The sequence below is a fragment of the Caballeronia terrestris genome, assembly GCF_001544515.1.
GTDB lineage: Bacteria > Pseudomonadota > Gammaproteobacteria > Burkholderiales > Burkholderiaceae > Caballeronia > Caballeronia terrestris.
On sequence record NZ_FCOL02000029.1, the window covers coordinates 1 to 14,765 of the forward strand.

The following is a 14,765-nucleotide window of genomic DNA, read 5'->3' on the forward strand; positions in this document are numbered from 1 at the left end:
CGCTTGGCCGTCGCGATCGCCTGCAAGCCCGCGACGCCCGCGCCGAGAATCAGCACGCGCGCGGCTTTCACCGTGCCGGCTGCGGTCATCAGCATCGGCATGAAGCGCTGATACAGATTGCACGCGACCAGCACCGCCTTGTAGCCCGCGATGTTCGCTTGAGAGGACAGCACATCGAGGCTTTGCGCGCGCGTCGTGCGTGGCGCGGCTTCGAGCGCGAACGCGGTGACGCCCGCCGCAGCCAATCGCGCGGTGTTGTCGGTATTGAAGGGATCGAGCATGCCGGCCAGCACGCTGCCTGACTTCAGCAACGGCAATTCGGCTTCGCTCGGGGACTGGACTTTGAGAACGATCTCAGCGGCAAAAGCAGTGTTCACATCGACCAGCTCGGCGCCCGCAACGGCGTAAGCATCGTCGATATAGCTCGCCGGCAAGCCCGCACCGCTCTGCACCGTGACCCGGTGACCTTGCGATACGAGTTTCTTGACCGTCTCGGGCGTCGCGGCGACGCGCGCCTCGTTCGCCCGCGTTTCAGCAGGCACTCCGATGTGCATCTTTGAATCCTCCATGGTTCTACGCGCGCGTTCCGTCAGGAAGCGCGGGACTTAGGCTGAGTTTTGAAATTCAAATGCTGGGGCAAACGGCTACCGCAACTGTAACCGAAGAACGCCATTGTAAAAATGTGATCCGGCACTTGAATGGCGCATTTGTGCAACGGGTTTTTCAGGCTTGCGCGCGCGGCCGTTTTGGACCTACAGGCGTGAAAGTGTGCGAAACGGTAAAATACCGACCCATGAAACCAGACCATTGGGCACCGCATGTGACGGTGGCGGCCATCGTCGAGCGGGACGGACGTTTTCTCGTGATCGAGGAGCATACGTCGGCGGGACTTCGGATAAACCAACCGGCCGGTCATCTGGAGGCGGGCGAGACGCTCGCTGAAGCGGTGGTCCGCGAGACGCTGGAGGAAACCGCGCATCGATTCGTGCCGGAGGCGTTAGTAGGCGCCTACATGACGCACTTCGCTCGGCCAGGGCGTGACGTCACTTACTTGCGCTTCACGTTTTGTGGCACGTCGGCGGGCGAGGAAGCAGGGCGCAGACTCGACGACGGCATCGTCCGCGCGATGTGGCTCACCGCCGACGAACTGCGCGCCTGCACGGCGCGGCACCGGACGCCGCTCGTCATGCGATGCGTCGACGATTATCTTTCCGGGCGGCGCGTGCCGCTCGACTTCATTCATACGCATTCGGTAGCGCCAGTGGTGCGGGCCTGAGCCCTTCGATGCCCGCCACGGCGCCGCTTCAGCAAATCGGTAGCAACATGAGCAAGCAAAAGGTGGTGGTGGGGATGTCGGGCGGCGTCGATTCGTCGGTGACGGCGTGGCTGCTCAAAGAGCAGGGCTACGACGTCGTCGGTCTCTTCATGAAGAACTGGGAGGACGATGACGACGGCGAATACTGCTCGACGCGTCAGGACTGGATCGACGTGGTGTCGGTCGCGGATCTGATCGGCATCGACGTGGAAGCCGTCAACTTCGCCGCCGAGTACAAGGACCGCGTGTTCGCCGAGTTTCTGCGCGAATATTCGGCCGGCCGCACGCCGAATCCGGACGTGCTCTGTAATGCCGAGATCAAGTTCAAGGCGTTCCTCGACCACGCGATGTCGCTGGGCGCGGAAACCATCGCCACAGGCCACTACGCCCGCGTGCGCGAGCACGATGGTCTCTTCCAGCTTCTCAAGGCCACCGATTCGACCAAGGACCAGTCGTACTTTTTGCATCGGCTGAATCAGCAGCAGTTGTCGAAGACGCTGTTTCCGCTCGGCGAGATGCCGAAGACGCGCGTGCGCGAGATCGCCACGCAGATCGGCTTGCCGAACGCGAAGAAGAAGGATTCGACCGGCATCTGCTTCATCGGCGAACGGCCGTTCCGCGAATTCCTGAATCGCTACCTGCCGACCAAGCCCGGCCCGATGAAGACGCCCGACGGCAAGACCATCGGCGAGCATATCGGGCTCGCGTTCTATACGTTCGGGCAGCGCAAGGGAATCGGCATCGGCGGGGCGAAGAACGGCAGCGGCGAGCCGTGGTTTGTCGCGGGCAAAGACATGGCGAGCAATACGCTCTACGTCGTGCAGGGGCACGATCATCCGTGGCTGCTCGCGCGCACGCTCGTCGCGGGGAATACGAGCTGGGTCGCGGGATCGGCGCCCGAGGAAGGCGCGTCGTGTGGCGCGAAGACGCGCTATCGGCAGGCGGACGCTGCGTGCAGCTTCGGTGCGGCGTCGGATGGGCGTTTCGAGCTGCGTTTCGACGACGCGCAATGGGCCGTGACGCCGGGGCAATCGGCCGTGCTTTACCAAGGCGATGTGTGTCTGGGCGGCGGCATCATCGAGCAGGCGGTGACGGAGTCGTCGCCAGTGCTGGCGAACGAGGCGGCGCTACTGAGCGCGCGTTGACCGTTTTTCGCGCAGTTTTTTGTCCATCTGCGCGCGGAAACCTTTTTTGATACAAGTGCTTGACTGTCTACCTAGTAGTAGATAATCATCGCCGAATGGACAAAAATACCGTACGCGACCAGGTGCTCGACCACGCCCGCACCCTTCTGATGACACGCGGCTACAACGCGTTCAGTTATCGCGATCTGTCTGAACTGGTCGGGGTAAAGACGTCGAGTATCCATTACTACTTTCCGTCGAAGGAGGATCTGGCCTTCGAAGCGGTCAATGCTTATAGCGCGGACGTGATGTCGTCGATTTACGCGATCGACAGCTCCGCCCCCGCCGATAAAAAGCTCGACCGGTATGTGAAAGTGCTGGTGAGGGTAATTGGCGAGGAGGGCGATCGCGTTTGTCTGTGCGGCATGCTCGCTGCGGACATCGCTTCCTTGCCTGACAACGTGCGGCAGGCGGTACAGGCGTTTTTCAGGGCGAATGAGAACTGGCTCGCGAAGGTGCTGGCCGAAGGCGAAATCCAGGGGACGCTGCACGCAAACAACCAGCCCGAGGCCGCTGCTCGCGCGTTATTTGCGGCGTTTCAGGGAAGCCTGCTCGCGTCGCGGCTTTTCCAGACGCCCGCGCGGCTGGACGAAATCATGCAGGTCGTAAAGCGTTGAAAAATGTGGATAACTCGGTTCCATTCAGGCTCATTTGTCTATCTTTAGATAGATAGATTTTGGCGGATTTTGTTGAGTGGACGAATGTGGGTCGGCTTTCGCAAGATCGCCGGTGGAATTTCGTATTCGGTACGCCACCGCACGGGCCATTCCGCCAATTTTGTCCGCCAATCTATCTATCAGTAGATGAATTCGATTCTGGCGACAACAAAAAAAGCCACCGGTCGGATGGCTTTTCGGTTTTATCCACGGTGCTAAATCAGCTCGGCATCGTATCGATGAACGATTGCCGCTGCGACAGCCGTTGAAAATGCTTGTCCAGATTCGGATAGTCCTCGCGCCAGTTTCTCTCCGGCATGCGGAAGTCGAGGTATCCGAGCGCGCATCCGCAAGCAATATCGGCGAGGGTGAAGTGATTCGCCGAGCACCACGGCTTCGAGCCGAGCCCTTTCGCCATCGCCTTCAAACCGTCGTCGACCTTGCGCTGCTGGCGCGCGACCCACGCCGCATTGCGATGGTCTTCCTCGCGCAGCACGGTTTCGAGCCGGATCAGCACCGCAGCGTCGAGCATGCCGTCCGCGAGCGCCTCCCAGCAGCGCACTTCCGTGCGCTCGCGCCGCTCCTGCGGCAACAGCTTGCCGACGGGCGTCAGCGTATCGACGTATTCGCAGATCACGCGCGAATCGAACACGGCTTCGCCGTCGTCGAGAACCAGGCACGGCACTTTGCCGATCGGGTTGTAGTTGTGAATTTTCGAATCGGGCGCCCAGACGTTTTCGAGCACCAGTTCGCAGTCGATTTTCTTCTCCGCCATCACGATCCGCGCCTTGCGGACGAACGGGCTGCTTAGCGAACCGATCAGTTTCATCATCTTCTTTGCGGGTTTTCAGCAAGATTGGTCATGGAGATCGATCTTAACCGGCTGCCAAGGCGCCAAGGTGATTTCGAGATGGCGCCGTTGTGGTTGGACGACAACAGTTTCAGCGCGCCCGCGCACCGCGCAGTATCTCAACTCGCCGCAGCCTTCCCGACGGGACATGGCAGCACGGCGGTCGGCCTCGTCTTCGCGCCATCCGCCGTTTTCGACGTCGAAACGGCCGCCACCGGCACCGAACTGACGGCGCGCACGCCCGCCGAAATCTCCGCCGCCAGCTGATCGACCGCCTTGCGATGCCCCGCGACGAGCGCGTCGTACCCCGCGCCGACCGGTTGCTGCGCGACCGTGCGACACGTAAGCACGGTCTGCGATCCTGCTGCGCGCACGCTCCACACGGCGTCGATCACGGCCTGCGCGCCCGGCCACGACTCGAAGCGCTGCACGTTCACCTTCACGCGATACACCGCGACCGAATCGGGGCGCGGCGTGCCGTACACGTCGATGGCGCCGAGCTGCCGCGTCAAATCCGACGACAACGCGCGCCGCACTTCGTCGGCGGGAAGCGATGCCCAGCGCTCCTCCTCGAGCACCTGCACCTGCGCGGCGCTCGTCTGCACGACGAGCTGGTTCTTCGCGACCTGCTGCGGCATGTCGACGGGCGGCACTTCGATATAGAACGACGCCGGCATCGTCGAGGACGAGGGTGCGTCGCCGCCAAGCGTATAGAAGCGGCTCGACGGCGAGGAAGCGCAGCCCGCCAGGATCGACAGCGCGGCCGCCGTCATCAGAAACGCGCCTGACCTCATGGTTTATCTCCAGATTTGCCGCGCAGCAACGATTCCGGATGGCGTTCCAGGTAATCGGAGAGCGCATTGAGCGATTGCAGCGTCCGCGTGAGTTCCTGCAGCGCCTGATGAACGTCCGACTGCAGCGGCGAGTCCTGCTGCAGCGTCGACTGCGCATCGGCGAACGTCTTGCGCGCGGCCGTCAGCGTGTCGCGGGCCTCGGGCGCGACCTGCGTGTCGAGCTGCTTGAAGAGGCTGTTCGCGTTCTTCAGCGAACTGTTCAGGTTCGCGCCGATCTCGTCGAACGGGATCTTGTCGAGCTTTCTCGCGATGCTCGCCACCTGTAGCTGCAGTTCGTCGAGGGTGTTCGGCACGGTCGGCAGCTCGATCGGATCGGCGGATGGATTTACCTTCGCCGGCGCCGCTTTCGGGAAGAAATCGAGCGCGATGTACAACTGGCTCGTCAGCAGGTTGCCGGTGCGCAACTGCGCGCGCAGCCCGTGATCGACGAGGCGGTGCAGCAAGTCCTCGCTCTCGCGGCTGCGCGGCTCGGGCAGCGTCTCGCGTGCGCGTGTGCCGAGGCGGTCCGGGTAGATGTTGAGCGTGACGGGCATCCGGAAACTGCGCGACTTCGGATCGTATTCGATGCCGATATTCGTCACGTTCCCGAGCACGATGCCCCGGAAATCGACCGGCGCGCCCACCGACAACCCCCGCAGCGACTGGTTGAAGTTCATCACCACGCGCAGCGGCGTGCCGTCCGGATCGCGCATGGCATCGGTTTCGTCGGAGCCCAGGCGGAATGTCATGTTGTTCTGCGCCTGCGTGCCGGGCTGCTGGTTCGGCGGCGTCTGGAACGCAATGCCGCCGAGCACGATCGTCGCGAGCGACTGCGTGTTGAGCTTGAGGCCGCTCGAATCGAGCCGCAAATCGACGCCGCTCGCGTGCCACCAGCGCGAATTCGTGCCGACGTACTGGTCGTACGGCGCGTTGACGAACACGTCCATCGTGACACCGGTGCCGTCCTTGTCGAGCTTGAAGCCGACCACTTGCCCCACCTGCACGCGGCGGTAGTAGATTGGCGAGCCGATGTCGATCGAGCCGAGCGAGTCGCCGCGCAGCGTGAACTTGTGGCCTTTCTGGTCGCCGGTCACGGCAGGCGGCGTCTCCAGCCCGACGAAGTGCGTCTGCTCCTCCTCCGACTTGCCCGCGTCGACGCCGATATACGCTCCCGACAGCAGCGTCGACAATCCGCTCACGCCGCTTGCCGCGACGCGCGGGCGCACGACCCAGAAGCGCGTGTCTTTCACGGCGAAATCGGAGGCTTCCTTCGTGAGCTGCACGTCGACGAGCACGCGCGAATGGTCCTTCGAGAGCGTGATGGTCTTGACCGTGCCGACGTCGACGTCCTTGAACTTGAGGCGCGTCTTGCCCGGTTCCAGCCCTTCGGCGCTGACGAAACTGATCGTGATGGTCGGGCCGCGCCCGGCGACCGTCTTCACGACGAGCAGCACGCCCACCAGCGCCGCCACGAGCGGAATCACCCAGACGAGCGACGGCAGCCAGCGGCTCCGCGGCTCGATGACGGGTTCAGGAAGGTTGGGCGGCAAGCCGCCGCCGGCGCCTTTCGCGCCGCCGTTCGGGGAATCGTTGCGAGGCTCGTTCGGCCCTTGTGGACTAGTCATATTTCTTTCCTGAGGGTTCGATGTTGTCCCACATGAGTCGCGGATCGAATTGCATGGAGGCGATCATCGTCAGCACGACGACCGACGCGAACGCGAGCGCGCCGGGTCCGGCCGTGATGACCGCGAGCGACCGAAAGCGCACGAGCGCCACCGTGAGCGTGATGACGAAGATATCGAGCATCGACCACCGGCCGATGCGCTCGACCGCGCGAAAGAGCGTCGTGCGCTGGCGCGGCCGCCAAACCGAGCGCGTCTGCACCGACCACGTGAGAAACGCGAGCGTGCCGAGCTTGAGCATCGGCACGAGGATGCTCGCGATGAAGATCACCATCGCGAGCGGATAGTCGCCGTCGTTCCAGAAGAGCGCGACGCCGCTCATGATGGTGTCGTCCTCGGAGCCGACGATCGACGACGTATGCATCACCGGATACAGGTTCGCCGGAATGTAGAGGATCGCGGCGGTGATCAGTAGCGCCCACGTGCGCGCGATGCTGTCGGGATGGCGCCGGTGCAGCGTGGCGTCGCAGCGCGCGCAGCGCTGCCGCTCGACCGTGTACGCACGCGGCTGCACGCGGCCGCACGAATGACACGAGACGAGTCCTTCGCGCGACGCGGTCGTGAAATACAGCTCGGGCGCGGCCGGCTGGCTGCTGTCTGCGGGTTCGTTCATGGCTCGTGTCTCTTGACGGAAGCGGCGCTGCGACTCTCGCCGCGACGCTGGCGGATGGCCCGGATGCGCAGGGCGCGCTGCCTCGGGAGGCGTTCGGAGATGTCCCACAGCGCGCCGGGATCGAAACTCACGACCACCGCGATCATCAGCGTGAGCGCGCCGAACGCGAAAAGCGCGGCTTCGGGAATCACGCGCGCGAGACTCACCATCTTCACGAGCGTGACGAGGATACCGAGCATGAACACCTCGATCATTCCCCACGGCCGCACGAGCTGGATCGCGCGCAGCACGAGATTGAAGCCGACCGGCACGTACCCTGCACGCAGCGGAACGAGCACGTAGAGGAGCGCGAGTAGTTCGGTGAGCGGGAACAGAATCGTCGAGCAGAAGACGAGGACCGCGACGACCTGCATGTTCTCGCTCCAGAGCGCCACGATCGCGCCGATCAGCGTCGTCTCCGAGACGATGCCGTTCGCATCCAGTTCGACGATCGGAAACGCCTGCGCGATGAGAAACGTGATCAGCGCGGCAAGCGTCATCGCGCAAACCCTGTCGACATTCGACGACACTGCCCGATACAGGAGCGCGCCGCAGCGCGGACAGGACGCGCTCGTGCGTTTGGGCAGATATCGCTTGGCGAGAAGCGCGTCGCATTCGTGGCATGCGATCAGATCGACTGAATGTTTCTCGTCAACTTCTTTCATGGGTCGGAATGCCGAGGTCCTCGAGCGTGCGTGGCGGGGGCGCCGAATGAACGGCAGCGGGCGGTTCTAGCAAGTGGCGGGCCAGTGCGCATGGTATCAAATGACGTGGCCGCGACGCAGCGGACGCCCGTGCGTCTCTTTCGCCGCTGGAATGAATTGGCGCGTTCGAACGTTTAATTGGATTGGACCGTCGCGCGCGCACGATGTCATCGGACTGTTGCATCGCTAGGATAGTTCGTTGCGGCAGCAGAACGCGGCGGGCGAATTGAACGGCTAGAATCGCTGAAACTCAATGGCGACGGGCCTTCGCGGCTCGCGGCCGATGGTTTTCCGGCGCCAAGCCTGAACGCGGCCGTTGGGGTACGATGGCGGCCTTGAATGCCGGTCGTTGCGACGAACCGGCTCTTTCGCAATCCTTTCGGTAGGTCACTTATGGCAAGCAGCGCACATCTTGCGCCGACGACACGCTACAGCGCCACCGCAATCGGCCTTCACTGGCTGATCGCGTTGCTGATCGTCGGCGGCTTCTGGCTCGGCTGGATCATGACCGACATCCCCGGTTTCACGCCGACGAAGCTCAAGTACTTCTCGTGGCACAAGTGGATCGGCGTCACGGTGTTCATGCTCGCGGCGATCCGCGTGCTCTGGCGCACCACGCATCGCGCGCCGGAGATGCCCGAAGGCGTCGCGCCCTGGCAGAAGGCCGCAGCGCACGTCACGCATTTCGTGCTTTATCTGCTGATGCTGGTGATTCCGATCTCGGGCTACTTCTACAGTTCGGCGGCGGGCATCCAGGTGGTGTACCTCGGCATTCTGCCGCTGCCGACCATCATCGGACCGGATCAGGCGCTCAAAGACACATTGAAGCTCGTGCATATCTGGCTCAATTACACGCTGCTCGCGCTCGTCGTCATGCACGTGCTGGCGGCGCTGAAGCACCATTTCGTCGATCGCGACGGCTTGCTCGGACGCATGATTCCGTTCGTCAAGTAGCCGTCTGCGCCGACTGTTTCCTGTGCGTTGGCGGCTCATTTCCCGGCGGCGGATTGTTCCGGGCGCTTTTTGCTATCCAATACAGGTTGCACTTTTTTTGCCTCAACTTTGACAAGGCTGACATGAAAGCGAATTTCTATCGTTGGGTCCTGGCGGGCGTGGCCGCCACGTCGCTCACGGCGGCCGTCGCCGCCTACGCGCAGGTCGATGCCGCCAAGAGCACGGTGATTGCGACGTCGAAGCAGATGAACGTGCCCGTCGACGGCAAGTTCAAGAAGTTCACCGCGCAGATCAGCTTCGACCCGGCGAAACCGGCGGCGGGGACAGCCAACATCTCGATCGATACCGGCAGCTACGACCTCGGCGACGACGAATACAACAAGCAGGTGCGCGGCAAGGAGTGGTTCGACAGTGCGACCTTCCCGAGCGCGACCTTCGCCTCCTCGGCGATCGCGCCGGCCGGCACGAACCAGTACAAGGTCACGGGCAAGCTGACCATCAAGGGCAAGTCGCAGACGGTCACGGTGCCCGTCACCGTCACGCAGCAGGGCGCGACCGAAACCTTCGACGGCGCGTTGCCGATCAAGCGCACGCAATTCGACGTCGGTACGGGCGAATGGAAGGACACCTCGGTGGTGGCGGACGACGTCGTCATCAAATTTCACATCGTCGCCGCGAAGAAGTGAGCGGCACACTCATCCTGGAGAAGAACTTGAAGAAGCAACTTTTGATCGCAGCGGGCGCCTTGGCCGCCAGCATGTCGTTCGGCGCGATGGCCGCCGATACTTATCAGCTCGACCCGAACCACACCTATCCGAGCTTCGAGGCTGACCACTTCGGCGGCGTGTCGACGTGGCGCGGCAAGTTCAACAAGTCGAGCGGCACAGTGACGCTCGATCGCGCGGCGAAGACGGGCACGGTGAACGTGACGATCGACGCAACATCGATCGATACGGGTAACGACAAGCTCAACGAGCATCTGCAGAAGGCAGAATTCTTCGACGTCGCCAAGTTCCCGACGGCCGTCTACAAGGGCACGTCGATCAAGTTCGACGGCGATACGCCGACGGAAGTCGTCGGTACGCTGACGCTGCACGGCGTGACGAAGCCGTTGAACCTGAAGGTCGAATCGTTCAAGTGCTTCCAGAACCCGATGCTGAAAAAGGAAGTATGCGGCACGGAAGCGTCGGCGACGTTCGATCGCGGCGATTACGGCATGGACTACGGCAAGGCGTATGGCTTCAGCCTGAAGACGACGCTGCATATCCAGGCGGAAGGGATCAAGCAGTAACGCTGCTTTTTTTGCTGTCGCAGGGCGAAAAACCCGCTTCGTTTGCCGAAGCGGGTTTTTTTTATGATCAAGACATTCCAATAATTCACGAGATTAATTGAGAGTATTCCTATATCTCAAAAAACCCCCGATTTTTATCCTTGAGTCATCTCGAAATAGCACGGAAAAGGCAACTGCCGAACCGGTTCGACTCGACTCAAGGAGCATCATGAACATTGCATCGCAAGCGTCATCGCCGGTATCGGCCAGTGCGCGGGAACAGGCGGCAACTCGCGGCGGCATCGATCCGGGCGTTCTCCGGCCGCTCGCGGTAGCCGCGAGCCTATTGTTTCTCGCGTCGTTATATTCGGCGGCTGCCGCGGCCGACACGCTGAAATTCAGCGACGGCAAGAAGCACATGGTATCCGGTCCCGCGACGTATCAAGGCGCCAATGCCATCAGCACATCGGGCACGAATACGTCGCTTGCGGTGGACAACGTTACCGCGACGTCCAGCGTGCAGGATGCCGCGACGGTGGCGGCAACTAACAGCACCTCGCTTTCGATCTCGAATAGCCGCATCGAGGCCAACGGTACGAATGGCACCGGTGCGAGCGTGGGTGCATCAAAAAATGTCCGCGCGAGCCTGACAGTAAGCGACAGTGTCGTGGTGACCACGGGAACGGGGCAAGCATTCACGCCCGGCTTACGCCCCGGCGGCGCCGCCCTCTCGGCGCTGGGCTATGCGAGCTCGACGGACTTGACAGCCACGTCCATGGACGTCGAACGCACCTCGGTCACGACGAGCGGGTCGGACGCGGGTGCATTGCTGGCCGCGGGCGGAGTGATCAATGGTACGGCGGTCCGGGTGGAAACGAGCGGGGCCAACGCAATTGGCGCGCGAACGGCAACCACGCCAAAGGCTGGCGGCGTAATCGCCCTCACCGGCGATAGCTCGGTCACGACATCCGGCAAGGGTAGCCACGGGTTGATGTCGGACGGGCGAAACATCGGCTTCTTCGTGCCCGGTTCGCTGATTTCCATGACCGACGGCACGGTGACGACGAGCGGCGACAACGCCATCGGCGCGACAGCGATGGGCTCGGGGCGCATCGTGCTCGACAATACGCGGGTTCAAACGAGCGGTGTGTCGGCCACCGGAGCGTCTGCCGCGTCCACCAGCCGCATCGAGGCAGCCGGCGGCAGCATCGTGACGACTGGCGACAACGCCAGCGCGATGACTGCGATCGACGCAGGTACGACGGTCGCCACGCAAGGCACGACGCTTGCCGCGTCGGGCGCTCAGTCGCATGGCGTATCGGTGGATCAGAATGCCACGGCAAGCGTGAACGGCGGCAGCATCGCAACGAGCGGCGCGCAAAGCGCGGGTGTCGTAGCGAGATCGGCTGGGACGCTCGCACTCAGCGACACAACCGTGACGACTTCCGGTGCGGCGAGCCACGGTGCCGTGCTGTCGCGCTCGGGCGGTCTCACCATGACCAGCACGGCCCTCACGGCGACGGGCGACAACGCTCATGGCATTTCCGTCGAAGACCAGCAAGGGCTGGGCACGCCCGAGTCCGTCTCGCTGACGGGCGGCGCTGTTCGCAGCGCGCAGGGCAGCGCGATCCGCGTCGAAGGCGCATCGCTCGCGGTTCACGCGAAGGGCGACGCGCAACTGAGTGGCGCGAACGTGCTCGACGTCAGGACGGGCGCGGCGGGCGACGCGGTTGCCGTGTCGTTTAGCGCGACTGACACCGTTACGCTGTCCGGCGACATCGTCTCCGACGCGCAAAGCTCGGTGGACGTAGGGCTCGATCGCGCGGCGGCATGGACGGGCGCGGCGCGCAATGTCGGCGCGCTGTTGGTTTCCGACGATGCCGTCTGGAACCTGAACGGCGATTCGAACGTGGCGAGCGCGTCGCTGGCGGGCGGCTCGGTGAACTTCACATCATCGAGCGACGGCTCGTTCAGGACGCTCAATGTCGCTGGCGGCTGGAACGCGAGCGCATCCAATGGACGCAACCCGACGGTCACGCTGAACACGACGCTGAACGAAGGCGGCGCGCTGTCGAACCAGAGAACCGACCGCCTGCTGATCGCGGGCGATGCAAACGGCTCGACCACGCTCAATGTGCGCGCGCAGGGCGCGGGCGCTTTCACGAGCACGTCCGTCACGCCCGGCGCGAACGAAGGGATTTCGCTCGTGCAGGTCGGCGGCAACGCGTCGGCGCAGAGTTTCGAGTTGCAGAACGGGTATGTGGCGGTGGGGCCCTATCAGTATCATCTGAGCGCGTTTGCGCCCGGCGCTTCCAGCGCGGAGCAGCGGCTGGTCGCGGGTTCCGGCGACGCATTTTGGGACTATCGTCTGAATTCGGTGCAGGTGAGCGAAGGCGGCCCTTCTTCCGAAGGTAACGGCTCGGAAACGCCGGGCAACGTTGTGCCTCCAGACGGCGACTTGAATGCAAACGGCGGCGGCGCGAGCGGCAACGGTACGAACACGGTCGCCTCGGCCGGTACGGGCGGCAATGGCACGGACACGGCTGGGATTGGCGCCACAGGCGCCACGGCGGACAATGGCGAAGCAGTTGCGAACAACGGCAATGCCGCTGGCGCCGAAGCAACGCCCGCGCCGATCGATAGCGCCGCCAAGCCCGACACGCGTGCACTGCTCGTGCCGCAGGCGCCGTCGTATCTCGCCGCCAAGACGTCGCTCACGCATCACCTGATCGACGCGTTGCCGATGCTTCATGCGCGCAACGGCGTGTCGTCAATAGACTCGGATGCTGATGCGGCAGCTTCGCGCGGTGTGTACGCCCGCACTTTTGGAAGCAACTATACGCAGCACACGGACCGTTCGTTCATGCAATACGGCAGCGATTTCGACATGCAATCCGGCGGCGCGCAGGTGGGTGCCGATGTGTACAAACGCAAGCTCGGGAATGGCGACTCGGTTCAGTTCGGCGTGTTCGGATCGTACGGCTCGGGCCGCACGTCGAGCAATGCCGTGGACGGCGCGAGCCGCAGCAGCTTCGATAGCATCGGCGGCGGCGTAACGGCGACGTATCGGTTGAGCAACGGCGCCTACCTGGACGGCGTCGCGAAAATCGACCGCCTCAGCGATTCGTTCAGCACGAACGGCCGCGATGTCGCATCGACCCGGGGCATGGGCTACACGTTTGCAGCGGAAACCGGCTACGTGCGCAACCTTGCGAACAACTGGTTCGTCGACGGCAGGCTGGCGCTTGGCATGGTCAACGTGAGCCTCGCCGACACCACCGACGCCGATGGCATCGACGTCCAGTTCGGCTCGCAAGCGAGCGCGATCGGACGAGCGGACGCGCGCGTCGGCCGCGAATTCGGTGCCGGCGAAAAGCGCGTGCGCCCGTATGTGCGCGCCGGCCTTGAAGGCGTGTCGGGCGGCAACACGGCGGTGACGCTGTCGGGCTACCGTTTCAACGGATCGGGTGTGGGTAATAGCTGGATCGCGGGCACGGGTATCGACGCGCGTTTCGGCAAGTCGACGACGCTTTCCGTCGACGGCGGTTACCGCGGCAATCTCGGCGCCGCGGGCGCAGAAGGGCTGGAGGGCAATCTGACTTTCAAGAAGGCGTTCTGAGGCTCGTTCTCACAAGCACGTCGTCGCACCTACGCAAAAGGCCGGTTCAGAACGAACCGGCCTTTTAGTTTCTACCGAGCGAGGATCAGACTTCCGCGCCTGCGTTCGGATCATTCGGATCGTACTTCGCCTTCTTTTCCTTCACGAGGTCTTCGCGCTTCACGCCGAGCCACATCGCGAGCGCGGCGGCCACGAACACCGACGAATAGATACCGAACAGAATACCGACCGTCAGCGCCAGCGCGAAGTAGTGCAGCGTGGGGCCGCCGAAGAAGAACATCGACAGCACCATCATTTCCGTACAGCCGTGGGTGATGATGGTTCGCGACATCGTGCTCGTGATCGCGTGGTTGATGACTTCGATCACCGTCATCTTGCGCTGCTTGCGGAACGTCTCGCGAATCCGGTCGAAGATAACGACCGATTCGTTCACCGAGTAGCCCAGCACCGCGAGAATCGCCGCGAGCACGGAGAGCGAGAACTCCCACTGAAAGAACGCGAAGAAGCCGAGGATGATCACCACGTCGTGCAGGTTGGCGATCACGCCGGCCACCGCGTACTTCCACTCGAAGCGGAACGACAGGTAGATCACGATGCCGATCACCACGCACGCCAGCGCGAGCAATCCGTTCGTCACGAGCTCCTTGCCGACCTGCGGCCCGACGAACTCGACGCGCTGCAGCTTCGCCTGCGCGTCCTCGCCCTTGAGCGCGGTGATCACCTGCTCGCTCTGCTGCGCGGACGTGAGCCCTTGCTTCAGCGGCAAGCGGATCAGCACGTCGCGCGATGTGCCGAAGTTCTGCACCTGCGCGTCGGGATAGCCTAGCTTCGCCATCGTGCCGCGTACGGGTTCGAGCGGCACGGCCTGCGGATACTGCACCTCGACGACCGTCCCGCCAGTGAATTCCACGGACAGATGCAGCCCGCGATGCACGAGGAAGAACACGGCCGCGAGGAAGGTGATGAGCGAAATCGCGTTGAATATCAACGCGCGCTGCATCAGCGGCAGGTCACGACGAATGCGAAAAAATTCCATGATCTATTCT

General features: G+C 63.1%; 14 protein-coding genes. 7 read left to right on the plus strand and 7 right to left on the minus strand.

What is annotated here, in order from left to right:
• Positions 1 to 554 (minus strand): Rossmann-fold NAD(P)-binding domain-containing protein (locus AWB67_RS21775; RefSeq protein WP_510183503.1); only part of this gene is annotated, 554 nt, incomplete at its 3' end.
• Positions 555 to 793: 239 nt separating this feature from the next.
• Between AWB67_RS21775 and AWB67_RS21780 the strand changes: the two genes are divergently transcribed.
• The 3 genes from AWB67_RS21780 (at position 794) to AWB67_RS21790 (ending at position 3,116) form a co-directional block, all read left to right on the plus strand.
• Positions 794 to 1,276, plus strand: coding sequence for an NUDIX hydrolase (locus tag AWB67_RS21780; RefSeq protein ID WP_087658303.1), 483 nt, complete (start codon positions 794 to 796; stop codon positions 1,274 to 1,276).
• A gap of 47 nt (positions 1,277 to 1,323) precedes the next feature.
• The gene (gene mnmA / locus AWB67_RS21785) at positions 1,324 to 2,460 is read left to right on the plus strand and encodes a tRNA 2-thiouridine(34) synthase MnmA (RefSeq protein WP_087658364.1); all 1,137 of its coding nucleotides are present in this window, start codon (positions 1,324 to 1,326) and stop codon (positions 2,458 to 2,460) included.
• Positions 2,461 to 2,555: 95 nt separating this feature from the next.
• Positions 2,556 to 3,116, plus strand: a complete 561-nt coding sequence (locus AWB67_RS21790) for a TetR/AcrR family transcriptional regulator (RefSeq protein WP_087658304.1) — start codon at positions 2,556 to 2,558, stop codon at positions 3,114 to 3,116.
• A 259-nt stretch (positions 3,117 to 3,375) separates the two neighbouring features.
• On the opposite strand, the gene AWB67_RS21795 is transcribed toward AWB67_RS21790, so the two are convergent.
• The 5 genes from AWB67_RS21795 to AWB67_RS21815 form a co-directional block, all read right to left on the minus strand.
• Positions 3,376 to 3,987 carry a glutathione S-transferase C-terminal domain-containing protein gene (locus AWB67_RS21795; protein ID WP_087658305.1) on the minus strand — a complete coding sequence of 204 codons (612 nt, stop codon included), beginning with the start codon at positions 3,985 to 3,987 and terminating at the stop codon, positions 3,376 to 3,378.
• Positions 3,988 to 4,124: 137 nt separating this feature from the next.
• Positions 4,125 to 4,799 carry a PqiC family protein gene (locus tag AWB67_RS21800; RefSeq protein WP_087658306.1) on the minus strand — a complete coding sequence of 225 codons (675 nt, stop codon included), beginning with the start codon at positions 4,797 to 4,799 and terminating at the stop codon, positions 4,125 to 4,127.
• The gene (locus tag AWB67_RS21805) at positions 4,796 to 6,463 is read right to left on the minus strand and encodes a PqiB family protein (protein ID WP_087658307.1); all 1,668 of its coding nucleotides are present in this window, start codon (positions 6,461 to 6,463) and stop codon (positions 4,796 to 4,798) included. The genes AWB67_RS21800 and AWB67_RS21805 overlap by 4 nt, the downstream gene beginning before the upstream one ends.
• Positions 6,456 to 7,133: a paraquat-inducible protein A gene (locus AWB67_RS21810; RefSeq protein WP_374729840.1), complete on the minus strand. Its 678-nt coding sequence runs from the start codon at positions 7,131 to 7,133 to the stop codon at positions 6,456 to 6,458. The genes AWB67_RS21805 and AWB67_RS21810 overlap by 8 nt, the downstream gene beginning before the upstream one ends.
• Complete coding sequence (locus tag AWB67_RS21815; RefSeq protein ID WP_087658308.1) at positions 7,130 to 7,837, minus strand: paraquat-inducible protein A; 708 nt, start codon at positions 7,835 to 7,837, stop codon at positions 7,130 to 7,132. The genes AWB67_RS21810 and AWB67_RS21815 overlap by 4 nt, the downstream gene beginning before the upstream one ends.
• 432 nt (positions 7,838 to 8,269) lie before the next feature.
• On the opposite strand from AWB67_RS21815, the gene AWB67_RS21820 reads away from it, so the two are divergent.
• The 4 genes from AWB67_RS21820 (at position 8,270) to AWB67_RS21835 (ending at position 13,719) form a co-directional block, all read left to right on the plus strand.
• A complete protein-coding gene (locus AWB67_RS21820) occupies positions 8,270 to 8,830 on the plus strand; it encodes a cytochrome b (protein WP_087658309.1) in 561 nt (186 codons plus the stop codon).
• A gap of 122 nt (positions 8,831 to 8,952) precedes the next feature.
• A complete protein-coding gene (locus AWB67_RS21825) occupies positions 8,953 to 9,516 on the plus strand; it encodes a YceI family protein (RefSeq protein WP_087658310.1) in 564 nt (187 codons plus the stop codon).
• Positions 9,517 to 9,542: 26 nt separating this feature from the next.
• Entirely contained in the window at positions 9,543 to 10,121 is a 579-nt protein-coding gene (locus AWB67_RS21830) for a YceI family protein (protein ID WP_087658366.1), read from the plus strand.
• Positions 10,122 to 10,329: 208 nt separating this feature from the next.
• Positions 10,330 to 13,719 (plus strand): autotransporter outer membrane beta-barrel domain-containing protein, encoded by a 3,390-nt coding sequence (locus AWB67_RS21835; RefSeq protein ID WP_087658311.1) that lies wholly within the window; start codon positions 10,330 to 10,332, stop codon positions 13,717 to 13,719.
• A gap of 85 nt (positions 13,720 to 13,804) precedes the next feature.
• On the opposite strand, the gene secF is transcribed toward AWB67_RS21835, so the two are convergent.
• The gene (gene secF / locus AWB67_RS21840; RefSeq protein ID WP_087658312.1) at positions 13,805 to 14,755 is read right to left on the minus strand and encodes a protein translocase subunit SecF; all 951 of its coding nucleotides are present in this window, start codon (positions 14,753 to 14,755) and stop codon (positions 13,805 to 13,807) included.
• Positions 14,756 to 14,765 lie beyond the last annotated feature (10 nt).